The organism is Streptomyces europaeiscabiei (genome assembly GCF_036346855.1).
In the GTDB taxonomy this organism is placed as follows: Bacteria; Actinomycetota; Actinomycetes; order Streptomycetales; family Streptomycetaceae; genus Streptomyces; species Streptomyces europaeiscabiei.
Genome location: NZ_CP107841.1, coordinates 7,830,985 through 7,855,715, shown reverse-complemented (window position 1 = coordinate 7,855,715; position 24,731 = coordinate 7,830,985). Strand labels below are relative to the sequence as shown.

The window sequence follows — 24,731 nt, the reverse complement described above, 5'->3', positions numbered from 1 at the left end:
ACACGGGGCCCTACGGCGCACGGTCCGGTGACACACCGTCCGGTGACGCACGGCCGGCCGGCCGACCCGCCAACCACCGGCCTCCCACTGCCACTTGCCGCACCACCACGACCATGGAGAGTGTTGAAACGGTCCCGTGAGAAGGCCGCGTCCGAGTTGTTCGCCGCCCTCTACCCGCGCCTCGCCGGCTGGTGCCGTCGGCTGGTCGACGACGACGAGACGGCCCACGAGATCGCGTCGGAGGCGTTCACACGGCTCTGGGCCCGCTGGACGTCCGTGGCGGAGCCGCACGGTTTCCTCTACGTCACCGCGGCCAACCTCGTCCGGGACCACTGGCGCAAGCTCGAACGCGAACGCAAGGCGATGCGCCGGGCAACGGCCGAGGCCTCGGTGCGCCCGCTGCCCGACCATGCCGAACAGTCGGACCCCTCGGTACGGCTGCTCGTGCAGTCGCTGCCCGAACGGCTGCGCGTGCCGATCCTCCTGCACTACTACGCTGACATGCCGATCCGGGAGGTGTCCGTGCTGACCGGACGCAAGGAAGGAACCGTCAAGGCCGACCTCCACGCGGCCCGCGAACTGCTCCGCGCCCACCTGAGGAGAAGCCTTGATCACACGCCCTGACGAGGGCCCGGACTTCGAGCCCGACGACCCGCTCACCATCATCCTGGGCCCCCCGGCCGACCGTCTCGGCCCGCCCCCCGGCCGCTACGAGACGATCCGTCGCACCGCGGCCCGCCGCCGCCTCGTCCGGGCCGCGGTCGGCGCCGCCGCGACCTGCGCGGCCGTCGCCCTCATCGCCCTCCCCCTGCACCTCGCCAGGAACGACGCCCCCACCTCCCCGTCGGTCCCCATGGCCCCGCGCCCCGCGACCAGCCCGTCCCCCACTCCGTCGGCCTCCCGCACCCCCGACACCCCTCCGCCCACCGAACAGCCCCCGAGTCCCGTCCCCTCGATCCCACCCACCCGCTCCGATGCCGCGACCATCGCGCCGTCGGAGACCCCGCGCCGGGCCGCCGAACCGTCGCCCCGGCGCGGTTCGCCCGGTACGGACTGAGCCGGCGCGGCGCAACGCACCGCCCAGGCCGCGCGCCGGGAAACCGGAGGCGACCGCGTCGTCGCCGGAGATCACCGAAATCTGCAGTGCCTGCTCGCCCTCGAACGATCCCAACGTGCCCGGCAACGGGCGCGCATTCCTGGCGGACGGATTCCGCAAGATCCCCTTGACCGGTAACGCGCCGCCCCCTCCGGTCGCGCTGATCGTTGAAGGCGACCTCGTCTGTCTGCCGATGCAGAAGCCATGGCCCGATCCGACGGCCCCCGGCACGACGTACGACTGGTTCATCCCCACCGTCTTCCGGATCACTGCTGCATGTCGTCCGAGACCTGGGGGAAGGCCCCGCCGGGTACGGCGACCGTCCGCCCGTCGTCGGCCAGGGTCACGAGAGCGTCCAGGGCAGGCAGCGCCTCCTTTCCCGCATCCCGGGCGAACGGGCAGGGCGGTGCCCAGGTCCAGCAGCAGGTCGACGGCCACCTCCCGGTCGATCCGGGCCAGCAGTCCACCGACGGCATCGACGGTGGCTCCGTCCCACTCCCCCGGCAGTGCGGACGCGGACACCGGCCCCACAGCCGCAGCGGCGGGCGGTCTGCACCGCGGCCGTCTGCTGTGCCTCGCTCCGCTCGGGCCCGGTCACCGGGCGCAGCAAGCAGGAGCGTGCGCTGTACTCCGCCAGGATCACGGCGCGCGCCGGTATCTGCGCGGCCTCGGCGAACGGGGCGTCGATCCAGCCCCGACGGCGCCGGTGCGCGCCTCTCACGCGGCGCAGTTCCCTTTGCCAGTGGGCCTTCGCCAGTTCCGCCGGAGCCACTCCTGGGGAGGGTGGGAGGTTCCAAAGGGGCGCGACCACCGCCTGTATGTCCGGGCGGAGACGCTCGTGAGCCATCCGGGCATGCCGCCGGGCACGGGCAGAACGGGAACGTAGAGCGGTTCGGACATCGCGGCTTCCCCTCGGCACTGCCCGCGCGCTTTCCCTTCTCGTCAGGGTCCGTGCCCGAGAACCCGGACAACGCCGGCCGAAGGCGTCCGCCCTACATCGCGGCCAGGCACTGCCGCTACCGGAAAGTGCTCAGACTTTCCGACTTTCCGAGATCCGGGTATCCGGCCCCGGTGTACGGGCCGCGGGGCGCACACCCGCGGGTCGCGTTCGTCGTGGGGCACTCCTGCTTCAGGGCCGTCCTGGCCAGTCCCGGGTACGCGCCCCGCAGGCACTGGGGGAACCGGCGTCGTCGCCCGCGTCCTTCAGGTCGACGACCGGAGAGGCGAACATGCCGGTGACGTACGGGCCGAGCGGCTGCTGTTCGCCGGTGTCCCGGGTGACCCCGAGGCGGTGCACCGGAGCCCGGCAGTCGGGGAGGCCCAGGTCGATGGCCCGGCCGGCGCCGAGGGAGGTGTGTTCATGACTCGGTGCCAGGCCCCGTGGAGCGGCGGGCAGAAGGGCGGTTGAGCTGCGGTGGAGATCACGACACATCGGCCCGGGGAGCGGACCGCGCCGCGGCGATAACCCGCCAATAACGGCGCCTCCTACCTTCTTCAACTGTAGGAATGGCCACACCAGAAGGGGGGTGCCCCATGGAATTTCTGGTCCTAGGGCCGGTGGAGGCTGTACGGGACGGCGAACGGGTCGCCCTCTCCGGGTCCAAGATTCACACAGTGCTCGCCGCCATGCTGCTGGCGCAGGACCGGGTCGTGTCCGACGCGCGGCTCAGCTCACTGCTGTGGGGCTGGGATCCGCCGGCGACGGCGAGCGCGCAGATCTACACGTACATGTCCCGGTTGCGCAAGCAGTTGGGCGACGAGGCCGACATCGTACGGCGGCCTCCGGGGTACGTGCTGCGCGCCCCCGGCGCCCTGATCGACCTGGTCGAGTTCCGGCGGCTGGAGCGGGACGGCCGACGGGCGCTGGCGGAACGACGGTTCGAGGAAGCCTCGGAGTCGCTGCGCCGGGCGATGCAGCTGTGGCGGGGGCCGGCGCTCGCGAACGTCACCGAGCACCTGCTCAACGCCGAGCTGGCGCCGCTGGAGGAGGAGCGCATGCTCGCCCTGGAGTCCCGGATCGAGGCCGATCTGGAGCTGGGGCGGCACGAGCAGGTGACGGCGGAGCTGACCGGGCTGGTCGCCTCGTTCCCGGTACGGGAGCGGCTGCGAGCCCAGTTGATGACCGCGCTGTACCGGTGCGGCCGACAGGCAGACGCGCTGCAGGCCTACTACGAGGGGCGCGCCGTCCTCGCCGAGCAGCTCGGCATCGATCCCGGCGAGGTGCTCGGATCGACGTACCAGGCCGTGCTGGGCGGGGAGTTGGGGCTCGGGCGGACTGCCGGGGCGCGGGCCGGGCGGACCGGTCCGGTGCCCTCGATGCTGCCGGCCTCCGACGGGGAACTCGTCGGGCGGCAGCACGAACTGCGGGCGCTGCGGGGGCGGCTGGGGCACGAGGAGCCCGCGCAGCGGCGCATCCTGGTGACCGGCATGGCCGGCATCGGCAAGACCGCGCTCGCGGTACGGGCCGCCGCCGAGAGCGGGGAGCACTTCCCCGACGGGCTGCTCTTCGCCGAACTCCGCGGCTCGGACGGCGCCCCGCGGGCTCCGCGCGCCGTGCTCGCGCAGTTGCTGCGGGCGCTCGGCGAGAGCGACCCGAACCTGCCCGCGGGCGATCTGGACGAGCTGGTACGGCTGTACCGGACGCGGACCGCCGGGCGGCGGCTGCTGCTGGTGCTGGACAACGTCTCCGGCGACCGGCAGCTCGCCCCGCTGCTGCCGGCCGGGCCGGCCGCCGTCCTCATCACCAGCAGGCGGCGGCTGGCCCGGGTGACGGCGGGCGACACGTTCGCGCTGCCGTTGCTGGACGAGGAGGCGGGCCTCGATCTGCTGGCCGCCCGCGCGGGACGGCAGCGGCTGCTCGATGACCCGGACCGGGCCGAGGACCTGGTGGCGTACTGCGGCGGGCTGCCGCTGGCGCTGGCCATCGCGGGCGCCCGGCTGGCGGCCCGGCCGCACTGGACGGCGGCCCGGCTGGCCGCCCGGCTCGCCGACCCCGCCGCCCGGCTGGCCGAACTCGCCTTCGGCGACCTCGACCTGAGCCGGGTCCTGGGGTCCTCCGTGGAGCAGCTCGGAGCGGTCGAGCGGTCGGTGTTCGGGGCGCTCGGTGGAGCGGACGGCGAGCCGTTCCCCGCGCGGTGGGCCGGGGACCGGCTCGGACTGTCGGAGGACACGGCGGAGAACGCCCTGGAGTCCCTCGTCGACGCCGCGCTCCTCGAACTGTCCGGACTCGACGACCAGGGACGGCCGTTGTACCGCTGCCACGAGCTCATTCGGCTGCTCGCGGCGGCGGCCCCGTGGGACGCGCCAGGACCGCGGGAGCAGGCGTCCTCGCTGGCGCTCGCACTCGCGCCCGCGGCTCCGCGGGGCACGCCGGTCACCGGGGCGGGGTGAGCCGGCCGTGTCACTGTCCCTGTGGCTGTGCCTGTACGTGGCGCTGCCCGTGTGCGGGTGCCTGTACGCGGTCTCCTGCTCGGCTTCGCCCTCGCACGGGGAGTCCGGTGAGCCGGACACGTCACCACGCGCCGCGGGCGCGAGCGCGGGTGAGGCCGGGTCCGGCTGTCGGCAGGGCCGGGGCGATGATCTCCTGGGCGATCAGCCAGGCGTCGGAGACGACGCGCTCGCGCGGGGGCCGCGGGGACTGCGTGACGGCCAGCGCGGTGACCGACCAGACCGCGGCCACGGCTGCGGCCGCGCGGACCTGGGGGGTTGGGCGGGCGGGGCGGACACCGGTGCCCGAGACGTCCATGCGCAGACCGAGTTCGGCAGCCTGGCGGTGCTGCGCGGAACGGGCCACACCGGCGTCGGGGTGGCCGAACACAGCTGCCGACAGGGGGTGTTCGTAGGCCGCGCGCACCCAGGTGGAGAACCACAGCCGCTCCCGGCTCTCCCAGCCGCACGGCGCGGACGGGCCGGGGTCGACCCGCCGAACGGCCTCGGCGAGTGTGTCGAAGTACATGGCCAGTTCGGCGGCGGACAGATGACCTGTGCGGGGCCTGCGGAGTGTGGTGTCGAGGTCCGCGCGACGGGCCGGCGGTGCGACGGATTCCGTGGTCATGATGCGTGACGTCCTCTCTCGGGGTGCGGTCGGGACTGCGGTCGGAGCCCTGGCTTTCGGGGGTGGGCCGCCGGGTCACGGGCCGGTGGGCGGGTGGAGGTGGACCGGGCCGCGGGCCGCGGGGCCGGCCGCACGGGCCAGGGCCACCGCGAGGTGGTCGGAGAGGCGCAGGTCCTCCACCGTCCACTCGGTGGGGCGGCCGATGCCGTGGTGGGTGACGCGCAGCGGTCCGTCCTGGTCGGGGTGGGTTTCCAGCTGGTCCAGCTCCGTGCCGACGAGGCCCACGCCGACCGCCTTGACGACGGCCTCCTTGCGGGTCCAGACCCGGTGGAACGCGGCGTGCCTGGCCGGGCCCGGCGACATGGCGTCCAGATGGCGCCGCTCGGCCGCGGTCAGTACGGACCCGGCGTACAGGCTCTCGCGCACCGGGCGCAGTGCCTCCGCGTCCACGCCGATGCCGAGGCCGGCGCCGACCACGAAGACGCCCCAGCCGGCCGTACGGCTCAGGCTGATCGCCAGCGGGAGCCCGGGGCGCACCAGCAGCGGCGGGCCGTGGTCGTCCGCGCCGCAGCCCGGGCAGCGCCGGTGTCCCAGCAGGGCGGTGGCCGGGGAGATGTCGAGCAGTTCGCCCAGCGCGCGGCGCGCTCCGGCCCGGGTGCGCACGAACTCGGCGGCGTCCCGTTCGGCGAGCATGCCGAGGGCACGCCGGAACTCCTCCGTGCCCAGCAGCGCGAGGTCGGCAGGGTCGACCCGCTCGGGGCAGCGCCACCACCACACGTGCGCCTCGCCTCGGGCGATGATCCGGTCGGCGGCGGCCGTCATGACGGCGGCCGGGCCCGCGCCCGGATCCGTGCCGGCGCCCGCGTCCGCGCCGGCACGCACGCCGGGGCGGACTCCGCCGGGGGCTGCGGGGACGTTGTCGCCGAGGCGGGGGTCCTCGTCGGAGGTACGGCCGCCGCCCCGGTGAGCAACGTCGCCGCGGGCGTCGACATCCGTGCCGGGGTGGGCACCTCCGTCAGCGGTACGGGCCTCACCGGGCCGGGGGAACTCGCCCGCGGTACAGCCGTCCCCAAGAGGGGCATCCCCACCGGGCGGACCCCCCTCACCCGCGAGACGACCCTCACCAGGCCGACCCGCCTCGCCGAGCCGGGACCGCTCGCCAGGCCGGGTCGCACCCGGCGCCCTCTCTCCCCCGGCCGCCTCACCTGGCCCCGTCCCTCCGCTCCCCCGGACCCGCCCGGTGGTACCCGCGGTGGTGCGGGGCTCTTCTTCTGCCCTGCCGGGGGTGTCCGCCCGGCTTCGATCGCGTGGGAGCGTCATGTCCCGCGTCTCCTTTCCGCACCCGTCCGCCGGGGCGACCGGGTTATTCAGATGTACTCAGATGTGTACGGTCACTGTTCCCGAGCCTCCTCCCCAGGACTATTGACGGCCTATACCGACGCCCATAGGGGCGCGATAGGCCGGGCTTCCAGAATTGCCCGGGAAATTGCCGACAACCTGAGGAATCTTTCCTATGACTCAGATTCAGATGCTGGGTCCGGCCGCATCGAACACGGTGACCGGGCATGAACTCAGCGAACGGGAAAGGAAGCAGCTGGTGGCCCTGACCGGCCGGCTGACCGGCCCGGGGCATCCGCTCATCGACAACTCCGGGTGGCTGGCCGCGGCCCTCGCCACCTCCTCGCTGCTGCCTCGTACGCTGCTGGCCACGCTGCGCGCGTTCCGGCACGATCCGAATCAGGACGGGGTGCTGCTGCTGCGCAACCTGCCGGTGGTGGCGGGCGATCCGCTGCCGCCGACGCCCAGCGTGCCGAATTCCGTCGAGCGCGTTCCGACGACCGCCGCCTCCGTCATCACCTCGCTGATGCTGCAACTCGGCGAGGTGATCTCTTTCCGGAGCGAGAAGGACGGCGCCCTGGTGCAGAACGTGGTGCCGGTGCCGGGCCGGGAGGCATCGCAGAGCAACGCCGGTTCCGTACTCCTGGAATTGCACGTGGAGAACGCCTTCCACGACAACCGGCCCGATTACGTGGGACTGCTCTGCATACGGGAGGACCCGACCGGCGACGCGAAACTGTGCACCTCCTCCGTCCGCCGCGCGCTGCCGCTGCTGTCGGAGGAGACGCGCCGGGTGCTCGCCGAGCCTCGGTTCCTGACCGAGCCGCCGCCGTCGTTCGGCGGCCTCGCCGGCGTCCGGTCGGCGCACCCGGTGCTCCTGGGCGACCCGGAGGACCCCAACGTGCTGATCGACTTCGCCGCCACCCACCCGCTGGACGACACGGCGAAGGCGGCGATGGCCGGGCTGCGGGACGCGTTCGTCGAGACGATGACGGCGCACCGGCTGCGGGTCGGTGACTTCGCCGTCGTGGACAACCGGATCGCGGTGCACGGCCGTACCTCCTTCGTTCCGCGCTACGACGGCGCGGACCGCTGGCTGGAGCGGGTCTACGCGCACCTGGACAACCGCCGTAGCCGGGTGGACCGCAAGGGCGGTGGCGCGGTGCTGGACTAGGACAGGACGGCGACTGACGGCTGAAGGGCCGGCCCCGCGGGGCCGGCCCTTCAGCCGTGAGTGCCGCGGCGCGGTGCCGTCACTGGCGGGAGCCGATGACGTCCGCGGGACGGCCGGTCAGCGACAGTCGGCCCGGTACGACCGTCGCCAGCAGGGCCAGGACGCCGGCGAAGCCGAGGACTCCCAGGTACATCCACGGGTCGACGGAGGGTGCCGCCGTGCCCGTCATGCCGATGCTGAACGCGGTCAGGACGGCGAAGGCGATGCCGCTGCCGAGCGCCGCGGCGATGACCACCACGACCAGGGACTCGATGCGCAGCATGCCCATGACCTGCCGGCGGGTGGTGCCGACCAGGCGCAGCAGGGCGAACTCACGGAAGCGGTCGGAGACCGACATGGAGAGCGTGTTGACCACGGCGATCGCGGTGAACGCGATGATCAGCCCCATGGCGACGTAGTTGACCTCGGCGTTGGACTGCTGCACCTCGGCCTGGAGGTCCTCGACCTGGCCGCGGTCCAGGACGCCGACGCCCGGGAACGCGCCGACGGCCTTCTGCAGCTGCTCGCGGCCCACCGTGCCGTCGTCGGCGGTCTGGACGAGGACGGAGGAGGCGAGCGGGTTGTCGACGTGCCGCGCGACCAGGTCGTGGGCCATGGTCAGGTCGCCGAAGCCGAGTCCGCGGGCGTAGACGGCGGCCACCTTCAGGGTGACGACGGTGCCGTCGCCGAGGGTGATCTTGAGGGAGTCGCCGGGCTTCTTGCCGAGGTGGTCGGCGGCGACCTCGCTGAGCGCGACGCTGCCGGTGCCGAAGCCGGCCAGTGATCCCTCGCTGACGTCCGGGTCCCAGTTCTTCTGCAGGCCGTCCGTGGACAGGCCCTGCGAGGGGTACTTGTCGAGGCCGACGCGGACGGTCGTACGGACCACTTCGGTGATCGCGGTGACACCGGGGGTGCCGCGCAGCGCGTCGGCGGCCTGCGCAGGCACACCGGGGCCGGAGGAGGCCACCACCCAGTCGGCCCGGTTGCCGTCCTCGGCCTGGGCCGAGGCTGCGTCGCCCATCGTGGTCTGCACGAACAGCACCGTGCAGGCCATGCCGATGAGCAGGGCCAGCGGGGTGATCGCGGACGCCATCCGCTTGGTGTTGGCGCGGACGTTGGCCGTGGCGAGGTGGCCGGCGACGCGCGAGGCGCGCAGCGGGACGCCCAGGACCGCGACGGCGAGCCGGGCGATGACCGGGCCGAGCAGGGAGACCGCGACCGCCAGCACCACGACGGTCAGGAACGTCACCGGCGTGGACGCCGGCTCGGTCTTCAGCACACTCAGTACGGCCAGCAGCACCACCCCGCCGGCCAGGGTGAGCGCTCCGGCGAGGAAGCGGCCCCAGGCGAAGCCGGTCCGCTCCATGGCTGATTCGGCGAGCGCCTCGGCGGGCCGGATACGGGCGGTGCGGCGGGCGGAGATACGGGCCGCGGCCCAGGCGCCCAGCAGGGAGGCGCCGATTGCGGCGGCGAACGGGAAGAAGCCGAAGGTGACCTCCAGGGTGTCGGGGATGGTGCCGAAGCCGACGAACTTGTGGTGCAGCCAGTACGCGATCGGCAGTCCGGCGACGGCGCCGAGCACCCCGGCGAGCAGGCCGACGATCAGGGCCTCGCGGCCGATCAGCTGCCGTACCTGCTTGGGGGTGGCGGCGATGGCGCGCAGCAGGGCGAGTTCGCGGTAGCGCTGCTGGATGGAGAGGGCGAAGGTGCCCACGACCACGAGGATCGCGACCAGCAGCGAGGTGCCTCCGATGGCGCCGCCCATCGAGACGAGCTTGACGCGGGCCTTGGCCGCGTCCAGGAACTCGACCGGGCCGCGGTCGCCGCCGGTGACGACCTGCGCGGTGGTGCCGTCCAGTGCCTTCTTCACCTGAGCGGCCAGTTCGGCGGTGCCGACGCCCTTCGCGGGCAGCACGCCGATCGCGGTGATCTGGCCGTCGCGGCCGGAGAGCCGCTGGGCCTCGGTGGTGGAGAAGAACAGCGAGGTCTGCTGCTTCAGGTCGCCGCCCGCGGGTGCCGCGATGCCGCTGACGGTGTAGGTGCGCGGGGCGTCGGTCGACTGCACGGTGAGCTGCGAACCGGCCTTCAGGCCCGTACGGTCGGCGAGTTCGCGGTCCACGACGACATCGGCGTCGGACGCGGGCGCGGTGCCGGAGACGAGCGTGAACGGGGTGAGGGCTGCCGAGGCCCAGGCGTGCCCGTAGGAGTCCTTGCCGTCAACGCCCTCGACGACGCGTCCCTCGGGGCTGATGGCGTAGGCGGGGAAGGTGATCTCGGGGACGACGGCCCGTGCGCCGGGAACCTCCTCCAGCGCGGTGACGGTGGAGCCGGGTAGCCAGACGCGTTCTCCGAGCGGCTTCGCCTTGTGCTTGACCTTGGTCTTGCCCTTCTTCTCCTTGACGGTGGTCTGGTGGACGTTCTGGTCGCCGCCGACGATCACCGGGGCCGCCGCGTACCGCTCGGTGCCGATGGTGCCGCGCAGGCCGGTCTCCAGGAGGATGCCACACGCCGTGACCAGGGCGGCGGCGCACATCAGCGCCAGGAACGCGCCGATGAATCCGCCCTTGCGGGCCCTGAGGGTCTGTAATGCGTAACGCAGCATCAGGCCCACGCTCCCAGGTGCGTCATCCGGTCCGCGACGCGCTCGGCGGTCGGGGCGTGCATACGGTCGGCCAGGCGGCCGTCGGCGAGGAACAGGACGGTGTCGGCGTACGAGGCGGCCATGGGGTCGTGGGTGACCATGACGACGGTCTGGCCGGTGTCGTCCACGCAGGACCGCAGCAGCGAGAGGATCTCCTTCGCCGTGACGGTGTCCAGGGCGCCGGTCGGCTCGTCGCCGAAGATCACGTCGGGACGGGTGATCAGGGCGCGGGCGATCGCCACGCGCTGCTGCTGGCCGCCGGAGAGTTCGGCGGGGCGGTGGGCGGCCCGGCCGCCGAGGCCGACGCGGGACAGGATCTCCTCCAGCCACCGCTTGTCCAAGCGCTCGCCGGCCAGGCGCAGGGGCAGCTCGACGTTCTGGCGCACGGAGAGGGACGAGATCAGGTTGAACGCCTGGAAGACGAAGCCGATGCGCTGGCGGCGCAGCTTGGTCAGCTGGGTCTCGTTCATCCCTCCGAGCTCTGTGTCACCGATCCAGGCGCGGCCGGAGGTCGGCTTGTCGAGGCCGGCCGCGCAGTGCAGGAAGGTCGACTTGCCGGAGCCGGACGGGCCCATGACCGCGGTGAACGAGCCGCGCTCGATGCTTACGGAAACGCCGTCGAGAGCCCTGACGCCACGGCCGTTCCTGCCGTAGACCTTGCTGACCTCGTCCAGCCGCAGGGCGTTGCTCCGGGTGACGGTGCCGCTGCGCGGCTCGGTGTTGGTCCTCTCGGTCATCATGCGTGACCAGTCCTCTCCATCCATCGTCGCGTGGGGGCGGTGAGCGCCTCCGCCGACAGCGGAAGTGCATCGGATCGAACCTGGCCGTCCGATCTATATCGGCCCTATGGGAAAGGGCCCGACGGGTGGACCAGGGCATGTGTTTCAGCCGATGACGCGGAGAATCGTCCGAAAGTGGGCAGGTGCGGTGGCTTGGGCGCGGCGGAGGGCTGGGTCCGGTGAGGTCTTCGAGCGCGGCCCGGTGGCTCGGGGCTCGGGCCGGACCGGCTGCGGCGCCCCGCCGGTAACGGCCTTCGGCCGGACCGGCGGGGCGCCGTTGTCGGGGGTCGGCTGTGTACCCGTCAGGTGCGGGATCGGGTCCAGCGGAGAATCGGGGTTGCTGTCACTGCTGCGGCGCCTGTCGTGCAGGCGCCTACGACCCGGGGGGCCGGGGGCGGCCTGCTGTGAGGCCGTGGGTCATGGCGGCGGCCCAGGCGGCGTAGGAGGCTCCGTGGAGGATGCGGAACGGGCGGACCCGGTGGCGTGGCGCGAAGATGCCGCGCCAGATGCCCGTGGCGAGGGCGAGCAGGAAGAGGTGGCAGGCGAGGGTGCCCAGGCCGACCAGGGCGTCGCCGCTGCCCCACCGGGCGCGGCGGTCGCGGCGTCCACCCGGCCGCCCGCCACCTTCACGCCGATGTGGGCCAGCAGCGCGCCGACGCCCACCGCGCCGACCGCGCGGTGCAGACGCTGCGCGTGCGAGCGGACCGGGGGCGACAGCAGTCCGCGCAGGGCGGTGGCCAGGCCGGGCATGACGGCCGCGGACAGGGCAACCAGGGCGATGACGCCGGCCATGTGGTCCAGGAAGTCGCGCAGGGCACCCGCGGCGAGCACGCCGGTCAACAGGGCGGCGCCGACCGCGGCGAGTCCGCCGACGATCAGGGCGGCACCGGGGGCGGGGCGTGCGGAGGGCTCCTGCGGGCCGGCGGGGGTTCGGGGGGCCGCGCCAGGAGCGGGGTGCCGGTGCCGGTGGCGTGGGCCGGCGGGGGTTCGGGGGGCGGGGTCAGGAGCGGGCTGCCGGTGCCGGTGGTGTGGGCCATCGTTTCTCCCTCACGGGGGTGGCGACCGGGATGGTTCCCGGCCTCCGCCGGGGAGGGCCGGGGGCCGGGAACCGCGGTGCCCGGGAGCCGGGGGACGCTCCCGGGCTGGGCCCGTACCGACGGGTCGATACGGGGGTCAGGCGGGCGGATGGACGTGGATCGGGCCCAGGGGGCCGACGGACGGGCGGGACAGGGAGGCCGACCAGGGGCCCGGCAGGTGCAGGTCCTCGACGTGCCAGGTCGTGGTGCGGTCGCGGTGCACGTGGCGCACGGTCAGCGGGCCGTCCGTGGACGGGTTCACGTCCAGGGTGTTCAGCGGCATACCCATCAGGCCCAGACCGACCGCTTTGACGACCGCCTCCTTCCGGGTCCAGGCCCGGTGGAAGGTTCTGGTGCGCTCCGGGCCCTCGGCGAAGGACAGGATCTGTTCGCGTTCGTTCGGCGTCAGGACCAGTTCCGCCAGTGCTGCGGACTCCACCGTGCGGTATGCCTCCACGTCGACACCCACCCAGTCGCCCGCCCGGACCGCCAGCACACCGCAGCCGGTGGTGCGGGACAGGCTGACCGCGAGCGGGACGGGCGGCCGGACGAGCGCGGGCGGACCGTGTTCGGCGTCGCCGCAGCCGGGGCAGATGCGCCGGCCGAAGCGGACGGACCGCGGGGCCAGGCCCAGCAGTTCCGCCACCGCCCGGCGCGCGCCGGCCCGGGTGGCCGTGAAGGCCGCCGCGTCCCGCGCCGCGTGGAAGCGGCGAGCACGGGCCCGTTCCGCCTCGTCCAGCAGCGCGAAGTCGACCGGGTCCACGGCCTCGTTCAGCGGCCACCACCACACATGTGCCTCACCGTTCTCCCCGAGCCGGGCCACCACCGTGCGTGCTGTCTCCGGCACGTACACGTCGCTGATGTCCGCCGCGTGATCGATGTGCGCTGCGGCCGGGGTCGGTAGCGATGCCATTTCTCCTCCTCTCTTCTCGTCACGGCCGGTCTCAGGCCAGTCCGTTGAGGCGAAGGAGGAGTTCCTTCACCTCGGTGGCGTGGTAGCGGTCCCGTTCCTGGACCGGGTCGGAGCACAGCAGCAGCGGCCCGTCCCGGTCGTCCGAGGGCAGCCGTCCGTGGCTGCCCCTGACCAGGCCGGGATCGAGCGGCACCACGGTCAGCGGTGCGCGCATCCCGGCCTTCTTCCGCAGCACGGTCAGTGCCGCCTTCGCCTTCACCGCCGGGATCGACGGGTCGAAGAAGAGCTCGGCGGGGTCGTAGCCCGGCTTGCGGTGGATGTCGACGCCGCGCGCGAAGTCGGGTGCGCGGGCGTCGTCGAGCCAGTAGTAGTAGGTGAACCAGGCGTCCGGTTCCGAGACCACCACCAGCTCCCCGGAGTTGGGGTGGTCGATGCCGTGGTCGGCCTGCTGGGTGCGGTCCCAGATCTCGTCGACACCGTCCAGTGCCTTCAGGACGTCCCGCACCCGCGGAACGTCGGCGGGGTCGGCGACGTAGACGTGCGCGGCCTGGTGGTCGGCGACGGCGAACGCCCGCGAGGTGTGCGGGTCGAGGTACTCCATGCCGCGCTGGGTGTGGACCGAGAGCAGTCCCTCGCGGCGCAGGGCGCGGTTGATGTCGACGGGCCGGCTCACCGCGGTGATGCCGTACTCGCTCAGCGCGACCACCGTCGTGCCGCGCTCCCGCAGGTCGGCGAGGAGCGGGGCGAGGGCCGCGTCGGTCTCCCGGGCAGCGCGGACGGCCCGCGGGCTGTCGGGGCCGTACCGCTGGAGGTCGTAGTCGAGGTGCGGGACGTAGATGAAGGTGAGGTCGGGGCGGCGGCGGTCGACCACGTACCGGGCGGCGCCCGCGATCCAGCGGGTGGAGGCTATCGACGCGGTCGGGCCCCAGTACTGGAAGAGCGGGAAGTCGCCCTGTGCGACCGTGAGTTCGTCGCGCAGGGAGGCCGGGACGGTGTAGCAGTCCGGGGACTTGCGGCCGTCGTGATGGTAGACGGGGCGGGGGGTGAGGACGGTGTCGACGTCGGCGCCCATAGCCCACCACCAGCACAGGTAGGCGGTGGAGTGCTCCGGGTCGCGGCGGCGGGCCGCCTGCCAGACCTTCTCGCCGTGCACCAGCCCGTTGTGCTGGCGCCACATCATGACCTCGCCCTGGTCACGGTGGTACCAGCCGTTGGCCACCGCCCCGTGCTCGCGCGGCAGCGATCCCGTGGTCAGGGTGGCCTGCACGGTCGCGGTGACGGCCGGGAAGACGGTGTCCAGGCGGGCGGTGAAGCCCTGTTCGCCGACCGAGCGCACGTGCGGCATCTCATCGAGCAGCCGCCGGGTCAGGCCGACCGTGCACAGTACGGCGACCTGTCGGCCCGTCCGGCCGCCGGTCACGACGTCACCTGCGTGAGCCCCAGAGCCAGCAACTCGTCCCGCATCCACGTCATTTCGGCGGCCAGTCCGGTCACGAGGGCGTCGTCGTGGTGGCCGGGCAGCACGGACCAGGTGTAGGTCTCCACCTCGACGTGGTCGGTGACCGCCCGCTCCCCCGCGAACAGCGTCCGCAAGGTCCCGCGCAGCACTTCGCGGGTGCCGGCCAGGGGCGGCGGGGGCTCCTCGTGCAGGGGCACGTGGTAGTGGATGCGCCAGGGCGCCCGGCCCGGCAGCGCGCCGGCGAGCGCGGCCCCGAGGTCGTCGCAGGCCAGCAGCGCCCCGTCCGGACCCGCCTCCCTGGTCTGGTGCAGGAACCGCGGCTCCGCGAAGGGCGCCAACACCTCGCGTACGGAGGTCTCCGCAGGGTCGGGGACCTCCAGCGCCGTGGACGCCTGGAGCTTGACCACCGGGATGCCCGCCTCGCGCAGCCGGGCCAGCGCGGCGGCCGGTTCCTCGTGGGCGACGGCGAGGTGGCAGGCGTCGAGGCAGACGCCGATCCACTGCGGGTCGGTGCCGGCCAGCACGTCGACGGCCTGCTCGGTGGTCTCCGCCACGCAGCCGGGCTCCGGTTCGATGCCGACCCGTACGGTCTTGCCGGTGTCGGCGGCGATCTGCTTCAACCCCTCGGCGAGCGCGTCCAGTTGCCGAGCCGCCGTGGTGCGCTGGGCCGAGGTCCACACGGTGCGCCAGGCCAGCGGCAGGGTGGAGATCGAGCCGCGCGTGGTGCCGTCGGGCAGCAGTCCGGCGAGCACCCGGGCCAGGTTCAGCGTGTACTCCAGGCGGGCCGGTTCCGACCAGTCCGGGTAGTACACGGCCCGTTTGACGACGGGAGCGTGGAAGCCGCGGTAGGGAAAGCCGTTGAGGGTGACCGTCTCCAGGCCGCGGGTGCTCAGCTCGCGGCGCAGCCGGGCCACGCCGGCCGGGTCGGCGGCGAGCGCGCCGGCCGTCTCGGCGGGTAGCCACAGGCCGATGCCGATCAGCCGGGCACCGGCGGCGACGCGCACCGGTTCCGCGTACGCGGCGAGCTGGCCGACGATGCCGTCGAGGGTCTCGGCGGGATGCACGTTGGTGCAGTACGCCAGGTGGACGGTGCTGCCGTCAGGGTGTCGAAAGCGCATGAGGGGTCCTCAGCTCCCACCGCGGGCGACGGAGTTGCCCGCGAACAGGCCGGCGGCCTGGGTGTCGTTGTATCCGTCGAGGTCCAGTCGGCCCGACTGCCCGTAGAAGGTGACGGGGTTGCGCCACAGGACCCGGTCCACGTCGTCCTCGGCGAAGCCGGCGGCGAGCATCGCGTCGGCGGTGGCGCGCGTCAGCAGCGGGTCGCTGTGGCCCCAGTCGGCGGCCGAGTTGACGAGCACGCGCTCGGTGCCGAACCGTTTCAGGACGGCGACCATGCGCTCGGCGGTCATCTTGGTGTCGGGGTAGATGGAGAAGCCCATCCAGCAGCCGCTGTCGGCGACCTCGCCGACGGTGATCTCGTTGAGGTGGTCCAGGACGACCATGGCCGGGTCGATGCCGGAGGCGCGGACCACGTCCAGGGAACGCCGGGTGCCGCCCGCCTTGTCGCGGTGCGGGGTGTGCACCAGGGCGGGCAGGCCGTGCTCCACGGCGAGTTCCAGCTGCCGGGAGAAGGCGAGGTCCTCGGCTTCGGTGACGGTGTCGTAGCCGATCTCGCCGACCGCGACGACGCCGTCCTTGGCGAGGTAGCGCGGCAGCAGGTCGAGGACCGGCAGGCAGCGCGGGTCGTTTGCCTCCTTGGGGTTCAGGCCGATCGTGCAGTAGTGGCGGATGCCGAACTGGGCGGCCCGGTAGGGCTCCCAGCCCAGCAGCGAGTCGAAGTAGTCGGTGAAGCTCGCCGGGTGGGTGCGGGGCTGGCCGAGCCAGAACGCGGGCTCCACCAGGGCCCGGACGCCCGCGGCGTGCATCGCCTTGTAGTCGTCCGTCGTACGGGACGTCATGTGGATGTGGGGATCGAAGATGCGCATGGCCGTGGCTTCCGCTCGGGGTGGGTGAGGTCGGGCGTCGTACGGGGCTCGGTCCGCGATGACCTACGCGGCTTCCTGTGTCGCGACGAGCCACAGGTCGGCCGGTACGGTCCGGCCGGCGGCCCGCCGTTCGGCGGCGAACCCCTGCGCCATGCGGGCGAGTTCGGCGTCACGGCGCTCGTGCAGCCCGGCGACCCGGTGCAGCGGGATACCGGTGAACAGGCATTTCAGTACCGCCTGGCGCCAGCGGTACTGGTCCAGGTGGACGCGCGCGTACGGGCCGAGCGCGGCCGAGATCAGCCGGGTGTCGTTGGTGCGCAGCGCGTCGTCGGTGATCGTCAACCCGGCGGCGCCGATACGCAGGAACGGCAGGGCGCGCAGGACGCCCCGGCGCTCGGCGGCGTCGCCGCCGCCGTACCGGGCGGCCGCCTCCGCGGCCGGGTCGCCGCCCTGCGCCGGCAGCCGCAGCAGCAGGACGGTACGGATGCCGTCCTCCACGCTCCAGTCGGCCCAGCCGGGCAGCGGGCCGCGTCCGTAGTACCGGCCGGCCGCGGGGAAGCGGGTGTCCAGGGCGGTGGCGCCCTGTTCGGCAACGGCGGCGGTGTCCCGGACGAAACGGTTCCGCTGGTCCGGGGAGAGGACGGCGAGCAGGGACTCCTTCAGCGTGCGCACGGTCAGGGCATCGTGGACGGCCTCGGGCGCCTGCGTCAGTGTGGGTGCGGTCATGTCGGTGTGACCTCCTTCGAGAGGGGTGCGGGCGCACGAGGCATGCGGGGCGCGGGTACGGCGGTACGGGCCGCCGCGGCGCGCAGGAACTCGATGCTGTGGCGGGCCGTCGCCGTCGCGGCATGGCTGTGCCGGGGCAGCTCCACGGAGACCAGACCTCGGTAGCCGGCCACGCGCAGCGCGTCGAGGACCGGCGGGAAGTCGATCTCCCCCGCCCCGAACGGCAGGTGCTCGTGCACACCCCGCCGCATGTCCTCGATCTGCACGTGGGCCAGCCGGTCGGCGGCCAGCTCGACGCACCGACGCACCGGGTACGGCTCCAGGCACCGGCAGTGCCCGATGTCCAGGGTCAGCCCCAGCCGGTCCGGCGCGCCCAGCGCCCGCAACAGCCTGCGGTACCCGGCCAAATCGGCGACGAGCATGCCCGGCTCGGGCTCGAACGCGAGCCGGACCCCGGCCCGCTCGGCGTCGGCAAGGGCCGTCGCGCAGCCCTCCTCCAGCCGCCGCCACGCCTCGTCCCGGGTGGTGCCGGGATCGGGCGTGCCACTCCAGAAGTGCACGGCCTCGGCGCCCAGTTCGGCCCCGATGACAATCGCGCGCCGCAGCAGCTCCTGCCGGGCGGCCCGCCCCTCGGGCTCGGCGCTCAGCAGCGTCGGCCGGTGCTTGCGCATCGGGTCGAGCAGATAGCGCGCCCCGGTCTCCACGACCACGGCCAGCCCGGCCCGCCGGATCGCCCGCCCTGCGTCCCGGACGCGGGCCGCCAGGCCAGGAGCGTACGGGTCGAGGTGCTGGTGGTCGAGGGTGAGCGAGACCCCGTCGTACCCGAGGTCGGCGAGGACCACGAGGGCGTCGGTGAGCCGGTGATCGGCGAAGCCGTTGGTGCCGTAGGCGAAGCGGAGGGGCTCCGCTTGCGCCGGGTGCGGGTCGGCGGGAGCCGGGCGGGAATCGGCAACCACTGGACCAGGACCACCAACCACCGGACGAGAACCGACGACAGCCGGACCGGCGTCGACCACAGCCGGGGCAGCGTCGGCCGCAGCCGGGGCGGCGTCGGCCGCAGCCGGGGCGGCGTCGGCCACTACCGGGGCGGCGTCGGCCACTACCGGGGCGGTTTCGGGTGCGACCGGATCGGCGTCAGCCATGCCCGGGCGGGCGTCGGCCACTACTGGGGCAGCGTCGGCCACTACCAGGGCAGTTTCGGGTGCGACCGGATCGGCGTCAGCCATGCCCGGACCGGCGTCGACCGCAACCGGAGCGGCGTCGGCCACTACCGCGCCGGTTTCGAGTGCGACCGGATCGGCGTCAGCCATGCCCGGGCGGGCGTCGGCCGCAACCGGGGCAGCGTCGGCCACTACCGCGCCGGTCTCGAGTGCGACCGGATCGGCGTCAACCATGCCCGGGCGGGCGTCGGTCGCAGCCACGCCGGCACCAGTGACAGCCGGGGCGCGGTCGGCCGCGGTCACGCGGGCTTCCGCCTGTGCCGGGTGGGTGTCGTGCTCGGGGGCCTGGTGGGCTGTCACGTCGGGGACACCTTCCTGGCGAGGCGGGCTGCCTGAGGGAGGGCCGCTGCGAACAGGGCGGCGAGGTTCGGAGAGCCGGCGCGGGAGACGAGGGCTGCTTGGAGGGGCAGGAGGGCGTGGATGCCGGCGCCTACAGCGGCCCGGATCCGCGCGGCGTCCGGGTCGCGCAGGGCGGCGGACTGGGCGCGGGCGCAGGTGACCGCGTAGACGGTGGCGGTCAGGACGGTCACGGCGATGGAGCGGCCGGGCAGCCGTGGCGCGTCGGTTCCGATGCCGGGGCCCGACCGCGCGGCGGAGCCGAGGAGGTGACGCGCCACGGCGAACGTGGTGTCCGGCGGACCGCTCGACGACTGCCGCGCCGCGGCGGACGCGGTGTTCGGACGCCGACGCTCGGGGGCACGTAAGGTGCCGGCCGTCGCCGCCAGGGTCACCGCCGCCGTCGCCGCCAGGGACAACAGGGGCTCGCGGCCCGCCGTGCCGTGCACCTCGTGGCGGCTGAGGCGTGTCAGGGCCCAGGTGTGGGCGCCGACCGTGGCCGCGGCGCGCAGCGCGGGACCGGCCGGCGTGGGGCCGGTCCCGTGCAGCACGTCGAGGGCACGGGCCGCCGCCATCGCGGCGGGTCCCAGTGGGGTGTGCTTCAGGCGGAGGTCGTACGCCCACACGGTGGCTGCGAGCGGCAGGGTCCGGCGCAGCAGGACGCGGCGGCCGCCGGCGAGCGCGCCCAGGCCGAGGCCCGCGGCGGTGAGCCCGCCGGCGATGCCCAGGGCGGCCCCGGCACTGATCCGCCCGGACGGCACCGGGCGTTCGGGGCGTTCGCGGGTGTCCTCCTCGCGGTCGGCCCAGTCGTTGAGAGCCATGCCGGCCCAGTACAGGCTGACGGAGGAGGCGGCGAGGAGCAGGGTTCGGCCGCCCGCCGGGCGGCCGACGCTGAGCGCACCGGCCAGTACGTCACCGGGGACGGTGAGCGCGGCGGGCGCCCGTACCAGCTCGGCGACCGCGGTGGCGTACTGCCGGACCGCGACGGAACGGGGCCGGTACCCGGTGTCGTACCGGGGACGGGGTGGACCGGAGGGGGTCTCCCGCGCCGTCCGGAACGCCGACGACGCTGCCCGGGCCGCCGCACGGCACGCCGTGAGCGTGTCACGGGCGCCGCGGGTCAGGTCACGCAGGGTACGGCGGCGGGAACCCGGCTGCCGGGGTGCCGAGGCGCCCGAAGCGTCGGCGGCCGGCGGCGGAGCGGTCGCGGTGGTCATCGCGCCACCTCGGACCGGTGCGCGGGCTCGGCGGAGATGGCCGCCCACTCGGTCAGGGCTCCGTACTGCAGGGTCAGGTTGTGCTCCGAGGAGGCCGCCGGGTCCTTGAAGAAGAAGCCGAGCGCGGGCAGCGCCCCGCTCTCCCCGCGGCGGCGGGCCAGCGCGGCGAGCCGGACCAGGTCGAGGACGAGCGGCGCCGCCAGCGCCGAGTCGCAGCCCTGCCAGGTGAACTGGAGGGTCATGCGCACGCCGAGGAACCCCTCGAAGGTGATGTGGTCCCATGCGGTCTTCCACTCCCCCAGCTCCGGCACGTTGTCGATGTGCACGACGCCTTCGACGGCGTGTCCGACGGTCTCCTCCAGGGCGCGCTGCTTGGACTCGGTCTTGCTGCGCGCGGCGGCGGGGTCGGCCAGGGTGGCGCCGTCGCCGCCGCCGAGCAGGTTGGTGCCGGACCAGGAGCGCAGCCGGAGCGCGCGCTGCGTGAACATCGGCGCCAGGGCGCTCTTGACCAGCGTCTCGCCGGTCTTGCCGTCGCGGCCCGCGTGCGGGACCCCGCGCAGCCGGGCGAGTTCCTCCAGGGCGGGCAGCGCGGCACCGGCGGAGGGGGTGAAGTTGATGTAGGCGCAGCCGGCGTGGAAGGCGGCGTAGGCGTACAGGGAGCTGGGCGGCAGCAGGCCGGTGCTGGCGGCGAGGGCCTTGTCGAGGTCGGCGAGGGTGAGGAAGGCGGGGTCGGGCTCGGGCAGCGGCTCGGTGGAGGAGACGTTGACGACGACGACCTGATCCAGGCCGTTGCGGGTGCGGAAGTCGGTGATGTCGGCGGCGAACCGCCGGGCGGCGGTGTACTGGGGTTCCCCGGCGCGCGGGGAGCCGTCGCGGATCTCCCGCTCGGCGGCCTCCAGGGCGGGGCGCACCGCCGCGGCCAGGGCGCCGGGCAGCACGCCCGCGTCGGCCAGCTCGCCGGCCCTCGCCGTCAGCGGCACGTCGACGACGTCGTGGCCGCCGAAGACGAGGTCGGCGAGGGCGGGGAGGGAGTCCGCGGCCGCGGTGAAGTCCGGGGACTCGGTGACGCAGCCGGTGGCGGAGGCGAGGCCGGCCGCGATGGCGGCCGCCCCGACGACGGCGGTGGTCGCGACCGAACCGCGGGCGCCGACCAGCCAGACTCCGACGCGCGGGGAGTCGCCGAGGGACCGGGGGTCTCCGTGGGATCGGGCGGTGTCCTGCATGGTGAGCCTGCCTCCTGGGCTGAGATGGTGCCGGGCCGGGTGGTGCCGGTGGCTTCCGGGGACGCCCCGGCCCGCGGACACGGGCGGTGCGGGTGATGCGAGCGGTACGGGCGGCTACTTGCCGAGGTCGACCGGGAAGGGCCACACGTCGAAGGCCGTGTCGAGTTCCTGGCGGTCGCGGCACAGCCATTTGGCGGTGACGTTCCGGACGGTGCGCCGCGGCAGGTGCGGATTGTCCGGGCGGTCCGTGATCGGCTGGGCCAGCGACTGGAGCTCCCAGGCGGTGCCGACGAGGCGGTTGATGTGGGTCCAGTAGCGACGTTCGATGCCCAGGAGCGCGAAGCCGACCAGGAAGGGGTGCCAGCGGTGGTAGGCGTGGGTGGGCGACGGCGGCGTGTAGTTCATCATGTGGACCTTCTGGCCGACCGGGCTGCGCGGGTCGAACAGGGTGCCCTGGCCGAACTCCTGGAAGGCGGAGACCAGCCCGCGTGGGTCGTTGCCGTAGAACCGGTCGTAGACCTTGATCTGCTCGCGGGAGAGGACCTCGAAGGCGGCCTTGTTGGGCTGGATCAGCTCGACGAAGCTGCGCGGGTAGCGGCCGCTCCGGCGGGTCGCGACCCACGCGTCGTACGTCTTGGTGAAGCCGCCGAAGGGGGCGATGATGGCGCCGACCGCGTCCTTCATCTCCTGGGACGGGTTGTAGTACGACATCTCGTCGTACGCGTACCAGAACTCGTTCGCCCAGCGGTCACCGACCATGCCGGGGACCTCCGGCAGAGACGGGTGGCGTCGGCTGCCGTGGGCCTCGGCGGGCGTGGTGCCGAGGAGGGACGCCGTGGCGGTCGCTCCGGCGACGCCGAGGGCGGCCCGCAGGGCACTTCTCCGGTCCAGGGTGTTGAGCGTCATGCGCGTTCTCCTTGCAGGGGGCGGATGCACGGGGTGTGCCGGGCGGGGATGCGGGCCGGTGGCCCAGCTGTTTCCTGCTACGACTCTCGCGTACGGCCCTATCGGCGACCTATACCGGAAACTGGCAGGTCAGGGCCGGTGTCCGGACGGGTTTCAGGGACGCTTCCGAGGGGTGTTCCCGGGGCCGTCGGCGGGGGTGGCACCCGGCTCGGGGAAGGGTGCCTCGCGCAGGCCGGGCGAGGCCAGCGCCACCAGTGCCGTGAGCGCCATGACGGCGCTGAGGGCGAGGGTGGTGCGCAGCGCGTCCGTGGACTCCAGGAGGAAGCCGGCGGCGACCGGCCCGGCCGCCATGGCGCCCGAACCCACCAGGTTGGCCAGGGAGTTGGCGCGACCGCGCAGTTGGTCGGGCGCGGCCCGGACGAGGAGGACCCCGCCGGCGACGTTGAAGACGCCGCCGACGTAGCCGCTCGCCGCGAACAGGGCGCCGAGCAGGATGGGGGTGTTCAGGGCGGCGGCGACCGGGACCATGAAGGCGGTCCAGGCGAGCAGTCCGCCCAGGACCAGGGTGCGCAGCGGGAACCGGGTGCTCCACCAGCCGCCGGTGACCGCGCCGACGAGCCCGCCGACGCCGCTGAGCGAGAGCACCAGGCCGACTTCGAAGGGGGTGCCGTGCCGTTCCTGGATGCCCGCCATCACGGCCAGGTTGAGGCCCTGGAAGAGGACGTTGGTGACGGCGACGGCGGTCATCACGGCCCGCAGGAAGGGCTGCCGCCACATCCACACCAGGCCCTCGCGGATCTCGGTGCCGAGCCGGGCCGGCGGTCCGGTGCGTTTCTGCTGGAGCTTGCCCCGCACTCCGAACAGGCATATGACGGAGGCCAGTTGGCTGACGGCGGCGACCGCGTAGGGCAGTGAGGCGCCGAGCGCGACGAGTCCGCTGCCGAGCGGCTGTCCGGCGATGGCGGCGCCGCGGGTGCGGGCCTCGTTGCCGGTGAGCGCGGCGGGCAGCTGTTCGCGGGGGACGACGGCCGGCACAGCGGCCCGTTCGGCGAGCTGGTGCAGCACGCCGAGGGCACCCTCGGTGAACGCGGCGACCAGCAGCGCCCACAGCCAGATGCGTCCGCTGAGCAGCAGCCCGGTCACCACGACGGCGATCAGTAGCTGGCCGAGCCCGGCGCCGATCATGATGCGCCGCCGGTCGTAGCGGTCGACGAGCACCCCTCCCGGCAGCTGCATCAGCAGCATGGGCAGCAGCAGCGCGGTGCCGACCAGTCCGGCGTCCCCTGGCGATCCGGTGGCCCACAGCACGGTCAGCGGATACGCCACGGCGGTCGCCCGCCCGGCCAGCAGCGACAGCCCGGCGCCGCCCCACAGCAGGGTGAAGTCCCGGTTGCGGCGCAGGGGCAGGTGCGGGGGCGCGGACTCGGCAGCCGCCGGCTCCGGTGCGGGCCCAGGTGTCGGCTCGGGCGCCTCGGTGACCGTACCCGCCCTGCTCTCGCTCCCGTCGCGCGCCTCCTCCGCCATCAGCCACGGCACTTCCGAGGGGTCCGTGGCCGGACGCGTGGTACCGCTCATCGGGCGGCAGCGATCTCGGGCACCCGGGCCGTCAGCGGGGCGCATGTGTGCTCCAGGACCGCCATGGCGCTGTGCATCTTGTTGGTGGCCTGCGCGAAGGCGATGCTCGCCGGGCCGTCCAGGACGTCCGCCGTGACCTCCTCGCCGCGGTGGGCCGGCAGGTCGTGCATGAAGACGGCGCGGGGCGAGCCGTCCCATAGCCACGGGCCGACCTGGAACGGCGCGAAGATCTCCCGCCAGTCCGCGTCCGGCTTGCTGGTGCCGGTGGTCTGCCAGCGGGTGGTGTAGATGACGTCGTACTCCCCCGCGAGGGCGGCCATGTCGTGCCGCTCGGTGATCCGGGCGCCGCTGCGGACGGCGTGGGCCGCGGCCCGCGCGGCGACGGACGCGGTGAGCCCGTAGCCGGGCGGGGTGCGCAGGTCGAGGTGAACGCCGGGGTAGCGGCTGAGGGCCAGGGCGAGGGCCGCCGCGGTGTTGTTGCCCTCTCCGGCGTAGAGGACGCGCAGGCCTTCGATGCGGCCGAAGTGCCGGAGCAGGGTGGTCAGGTCGGTCAGCGCCTGGGTGGGGTGCTCCTCGGCGCTCATGGCGTTGACGACGGCCATCCGATGCTGGCTCGCCCAGCCGCGCAGTTCCTCCTCCGGTCCCGCGGTGCGGGCCACCAGCACGTCGAGCATGCCGGACAGCACCCGGCCGGTGTCCTCGGTGGTCTCGCCGGTGTTGAGCTGGAGGTCGCCGGGCCCGTAGGAGACGAGGGAGGCGCCCAGGCGCAGCGCGCCGGAGGAGAAGGCGGTCCGGGTGCGGGTGGAGGTCTTGGCGAAGTAGACCCCGGTGACCAGGCCGTCCAGCGGGCGGACCGGGTCGGCGAGGCCGGCGGAGAACGCGGCGCCGCGTGCGACGACGCGGTGCAGTTCGTGGTCGGTGAGGTCGTCGACGGAGATGAGGTGGCGCACGTCCCGGCGGACGTCCATGGGATC

The 24,731-nt window shown here is 73.9% G+C and carries 24 protein-coding genes and 1 pseudogene; 5 read left to right on the top strand and 20 right to left on the bottom strand.

Annotated elements, in window-relative coordinates; translation table 11 throughout:
* The first annotated feature begins 123 nt into the window (after positions 1-123).
* Both OG858_RS34250 and OG858_RS34245 read left to right on the top strand, forming a co-directional pair.
* A complete protein-coding gene (locus OG858_RS34250) occupies positions 124-624 on the top strand; it encodes an RNA polymerase sigma factor (RefSeq protein WP_037700713.1) in 501 nt (166 codons plus the stop codon).
* A complete protein-coding gene (locus OG858_RS34245; protein WP_319064396.1) occupies positions 608-1,057 on the top strand; it encodes a hypothetical protein in 450 nt (149 codons plus the stop codon). Before OG858_RS34250 ends, OG858_RS34245 begins: the two co-directional genes overlap by 17 nt.
* Positions 1,058-1,362: 305 nt before the next feature.
* On the opposite strand, the gene OG858_RS34240 is transcribed toward OG858_RS34245, so the two are convergent.
* From OG858_RS34240 to OG858_RS34235, 3 genes and pseudogenes are all read right to left on the bottom strand, one after another.
* A complete protein-coding gene (locus OG858_RS34240; RefSeq protein ID WP_256961182.1) occupies positions 1,363-1,572 on the bottom strand; it encodes a hypothetical protein in 210 nt (69 codons plus the stop codon).
* Positions 1,573-1,658: 86 nt separating this feature from the next.
* Positions 1,659-1,943, bottom strand: a pseudogene (locus OG858_RS48255) (beta family protein); the annotation flags it as partial.
* A gap of 282 nt (positions 1,944-2,225) precedes the next feature.
* On the bottom strand, positions 2,226-2,528 hold the full coding sequence (locus OG858_RS34235) for a hypothetical protein (RefSeq protein WP_328544162.1): 303 nt from the start codon (positions 2,526-2,528) through the stop codon (positions 2,226-2,228).
* 101 nt (positions 2,529-2,629) lie between these two features.
* Between OG858_RS34235 and OG858_RS34230 the strand changes: the two genes are divergently transcribed.
* A complete protein-coding gene (locus OG858_RS34230) occupies positions 2,630-4,486 on the top strand; it encodes an AfsR/SARP family transcriptional regulator (protein ID WP_319064395.1) in 1,857 nt (618 codons plus the stop codon).
* Positions 4,487-4,607: 121 nt separating this feature from the next.
* Here the strand turns inward: OG858_RS34230 and OG858_RS34225 are convergent, their stop codons facing one another.
* Together OG858_RS34225 and OG858_RS34220 are read right to left on the bottom strand one after the other, a co-directional pair.
* Entirely contained in the window at positions 4,608-5,150 is a 543-nt protein-coding gene (locus OG858_RS34225) for a hypothetical protein (protein ID WP_327725102.1), read from the bottom strand.
* A gap of 75 nt (positions 5,151-5,225) precedes the next feature.
* Positions 5,226-6,032: a 4'-phosphopantetheinyl transferase family protein gene (locus tag OG858_RS34220; RefSeq protein WP_319064393.1), complete on the bottom strand. Its 807-nt coding sequence runs from the start codon at positions 6,030-6,032 to the stop codon at positions 5,226-5,228.
* Positions 6,033-6,663: 631 nt separating this feature from the next.
* Here OG858_RS34220 and OG858_RS34215 point away from each other — a divergent pair.
* Positions 6,664-7,662, top strand: a complete 999-nt coding sequence (locus OG858_RS34215) for a TauD/TfdA family dioxygenase (protein WP_086752631.1) — start codon at positions 6,664-6,666, stop codon at positions 7,660-7,662.
* Between the two features lie 79 nt (positions 7,663-7,741).
* Here the strand turns inward: OG858_RS34215 and OG858_RS34210 are convergent, their stop codons facing one another.
* From OG858_RS34210 to OG858_RS34165, 10 genes are all read right to left on the bottom strand, one after another.
* A complete protein-coding gene (locus tag OG858_RS34210) occupies positions 7,742-10,303 on the bottom strand; it encodes an FtsX-like permease family protein (RefSeq protein ID WP_256960942.1) in 2,562 nt (853 codons plus the stop codon).
* Positions 10,303-11,082, bottom strand: coding sequence for an ABC transporter ATP-binding protein (locus OG858_RS34205; RefSeq protein WP_319064392.1), 780 nt, complete (start codon positions 11,080-11,082; stop codon positions 10,303-10,305). Before OG858_RS34205 ends, OG858_RS34210 begins: the two co-directional genes overlap by 1 nt.
* A gap of 456 nt (positions 11,083-11,538) precedes the next feature.
* The gene (locus OG858_RS34200) at positions 11,539-11,961 is read right to left on the bottom strand and encodes a hypothetical protein (RefSeq protein ID WP_330346574.1); all 423 of its coding nucleotides are present in this window, start codon (positions 11,959-11,961) and stop codon (positions 11,539-11,541) included.
* A 35-nt stretch (positions 11,962-11,996) separates the two neighbouring features.
* The gene (locus tag OG858_RS34195) at positions 11,997-12,158 is read right to left on the bottom strand and encodes a hypothetical protein (RefSeq protein ID WP_328544164.1); all 162 of its coding nucleotides are present in this window, start codon (positions 12,156-12,158) and stop codon (positions 11,997-11,999) included.
* Between the two features lie 136 nt (positions 12,159-12,294).
* Positions 12,295-13,110, bottom strand: coding sequence for a 4'-phosphopantetheinyl transferase family protein (locus OG858_RS34190; protein WP_086752588.1), 816 nt, complete (start codon positions 13,108-13,110; stop codon positions 12,295-12,297).
* A 31-nt stretch (positions 13,111-13,141) separates the two neighbouring features.
* Positions 13,142-14,530 (bottom strand): alkaline phosphatase family protein, encoded by a 1,389-nt coding sequence (locus tag OG858_RS34185; protein ID WP_086752586.1) that lies wholly within the window; start codon positions 14,528-14,530, stop codon positions 13,142-13,144.
* A complete protein-coding gene (gene eboE / locus OG858_RS34180; RefSeq protein ID WP_086752584.1) occupies positions 14,527-15,687 on the bottom strand; it encodes a metabolite traffic protein EboE in 1,161 nt (386 codons plus the stop codon). The genes OG858_RS34185 and eboE overlap by 4 nt, the downstream gene beginning before the upstream one ends.
* Positions 15,688-15,696: 9 nt before the next feature.
* Positions 15,697-16,554, bottom strand: a complete 858-nt coding sequence (locus tag OG858_RS34175) for a TatD family hydrolase (RefSeq protein ID WP_328544165.1) — start codon at positions 16,552-16,554, stop codon at positions 15,697-15,699.
* Positions 16,555-16,617: 63 nt separating this feature from the next.
* Entirely contained in the window at positions 16,618-17,280 is a 663-nt protein-coding gene (locus OG858_RS34170) for an EboA domain-containing protein (RefSeq protein WP_319263336.1), read from the bottom strand.
* Entirely contained in the window at positions 17,277-18,236 is a 960-nt protein-coding gene (locus OG858_RS34165) for a sugar phosphate isomerase/epimerase family protein (RefSeq protein WP_328544166.1), read from the bottom strand. Before OG858_RS34165 ends, OG858_RS34170 begins: the two co-directional genes overlap by 4 nt.
* On the opposite strand from OG858_RS34165, the gene OG858_RS34160 reads away from it, so the two are divergent.
* The gene (locus OG858_RS34160) at positions 18,189-18,836 is read left to right on the top strand and encodes a hypothetical protein (RefSeq protein WP_328544167.1); all 648 of its coding nucleotides are present in this window, start codon (positions 18,189-18,191) and stop codon (positions 18,834-18,836) included. The genes OG858_RS34165 and OG858_RS34160 overlap by 48 nt on opposite strands.
* Here the strand turns inward: OG858_RS34160 and OG858_RS34155 are convergent.
* The 5 genes from OG858_RS34155 to OG858_RS34135 form a co-directional block, all read right to left on the bottom strand.
* Positions 18,797-20,053 carry an SCO3242 family prenyltransferase gene (locus tag OG858_RS34155; RefSeq protein ID WP_327725098.1) on the bottom strand — a complete coding sequence of 419 codons (1,257 nt, stop codon included), beginning with the start codon at positions 20,051-20,053 and terminating at the stop codon, positions 18,797-18,799. The genes OG858_RS34160 and OG858_RS34155 overlap by 40 nt on opposite strands.
* Positions 20,050-21,276, bottom strand: a complete 1,227-nt coding sequence (locus OG858_RS34150) for an inositol-3-phosphate synthase (protein WP_086753617.1) — start codon at positions 21,274-21,276, stop codon at positions 20,050-20,052. The genes OG858_RS34155 and OG858_RS34150 overlap by 4 nt, the downstream gene beginning before the upstream one ends.
* Before the next feature lie 114 nt (positions 21,277-21,390).
* On the bottom strand, positions 21,391-22,182 hold the full coding sequence (locus OG858_RS34145) for a Tat pathway signal sequence domain protein (RefSeq protein ID WP_327745044.1): 792 nt from the start codon (positions 22,180-22,182) through the stop codon (positions 21,391-21,393).
* A gap of 153 nt (positions 22,183-22,335) precedes the next feature.
* A complete protein-coding gene (locus OG858_RS34140) occupies positions 22,336-23,757 on the bottom strand; it encodes an MFS transporter (RefSeq protein ID WP_328544168.1) in 1,422 nt (473 codons plus the stop codon).
* A complete protein-coding gene (locus OG858_RS34135) occupies positions 23,754-24,725 on the bottom strand; it encodes an ornithine carbamoyltransferase (RefSeq protein WP_086748980.1) in 972 nt (323 codons plus the stop codon). Before OG858_RS34135 ends, OG858_RS34140 begins: the two co-directional genes overlap by 4 nt.
* Positions 24,726-24,731: the final 6 nt, after the last annotated feature.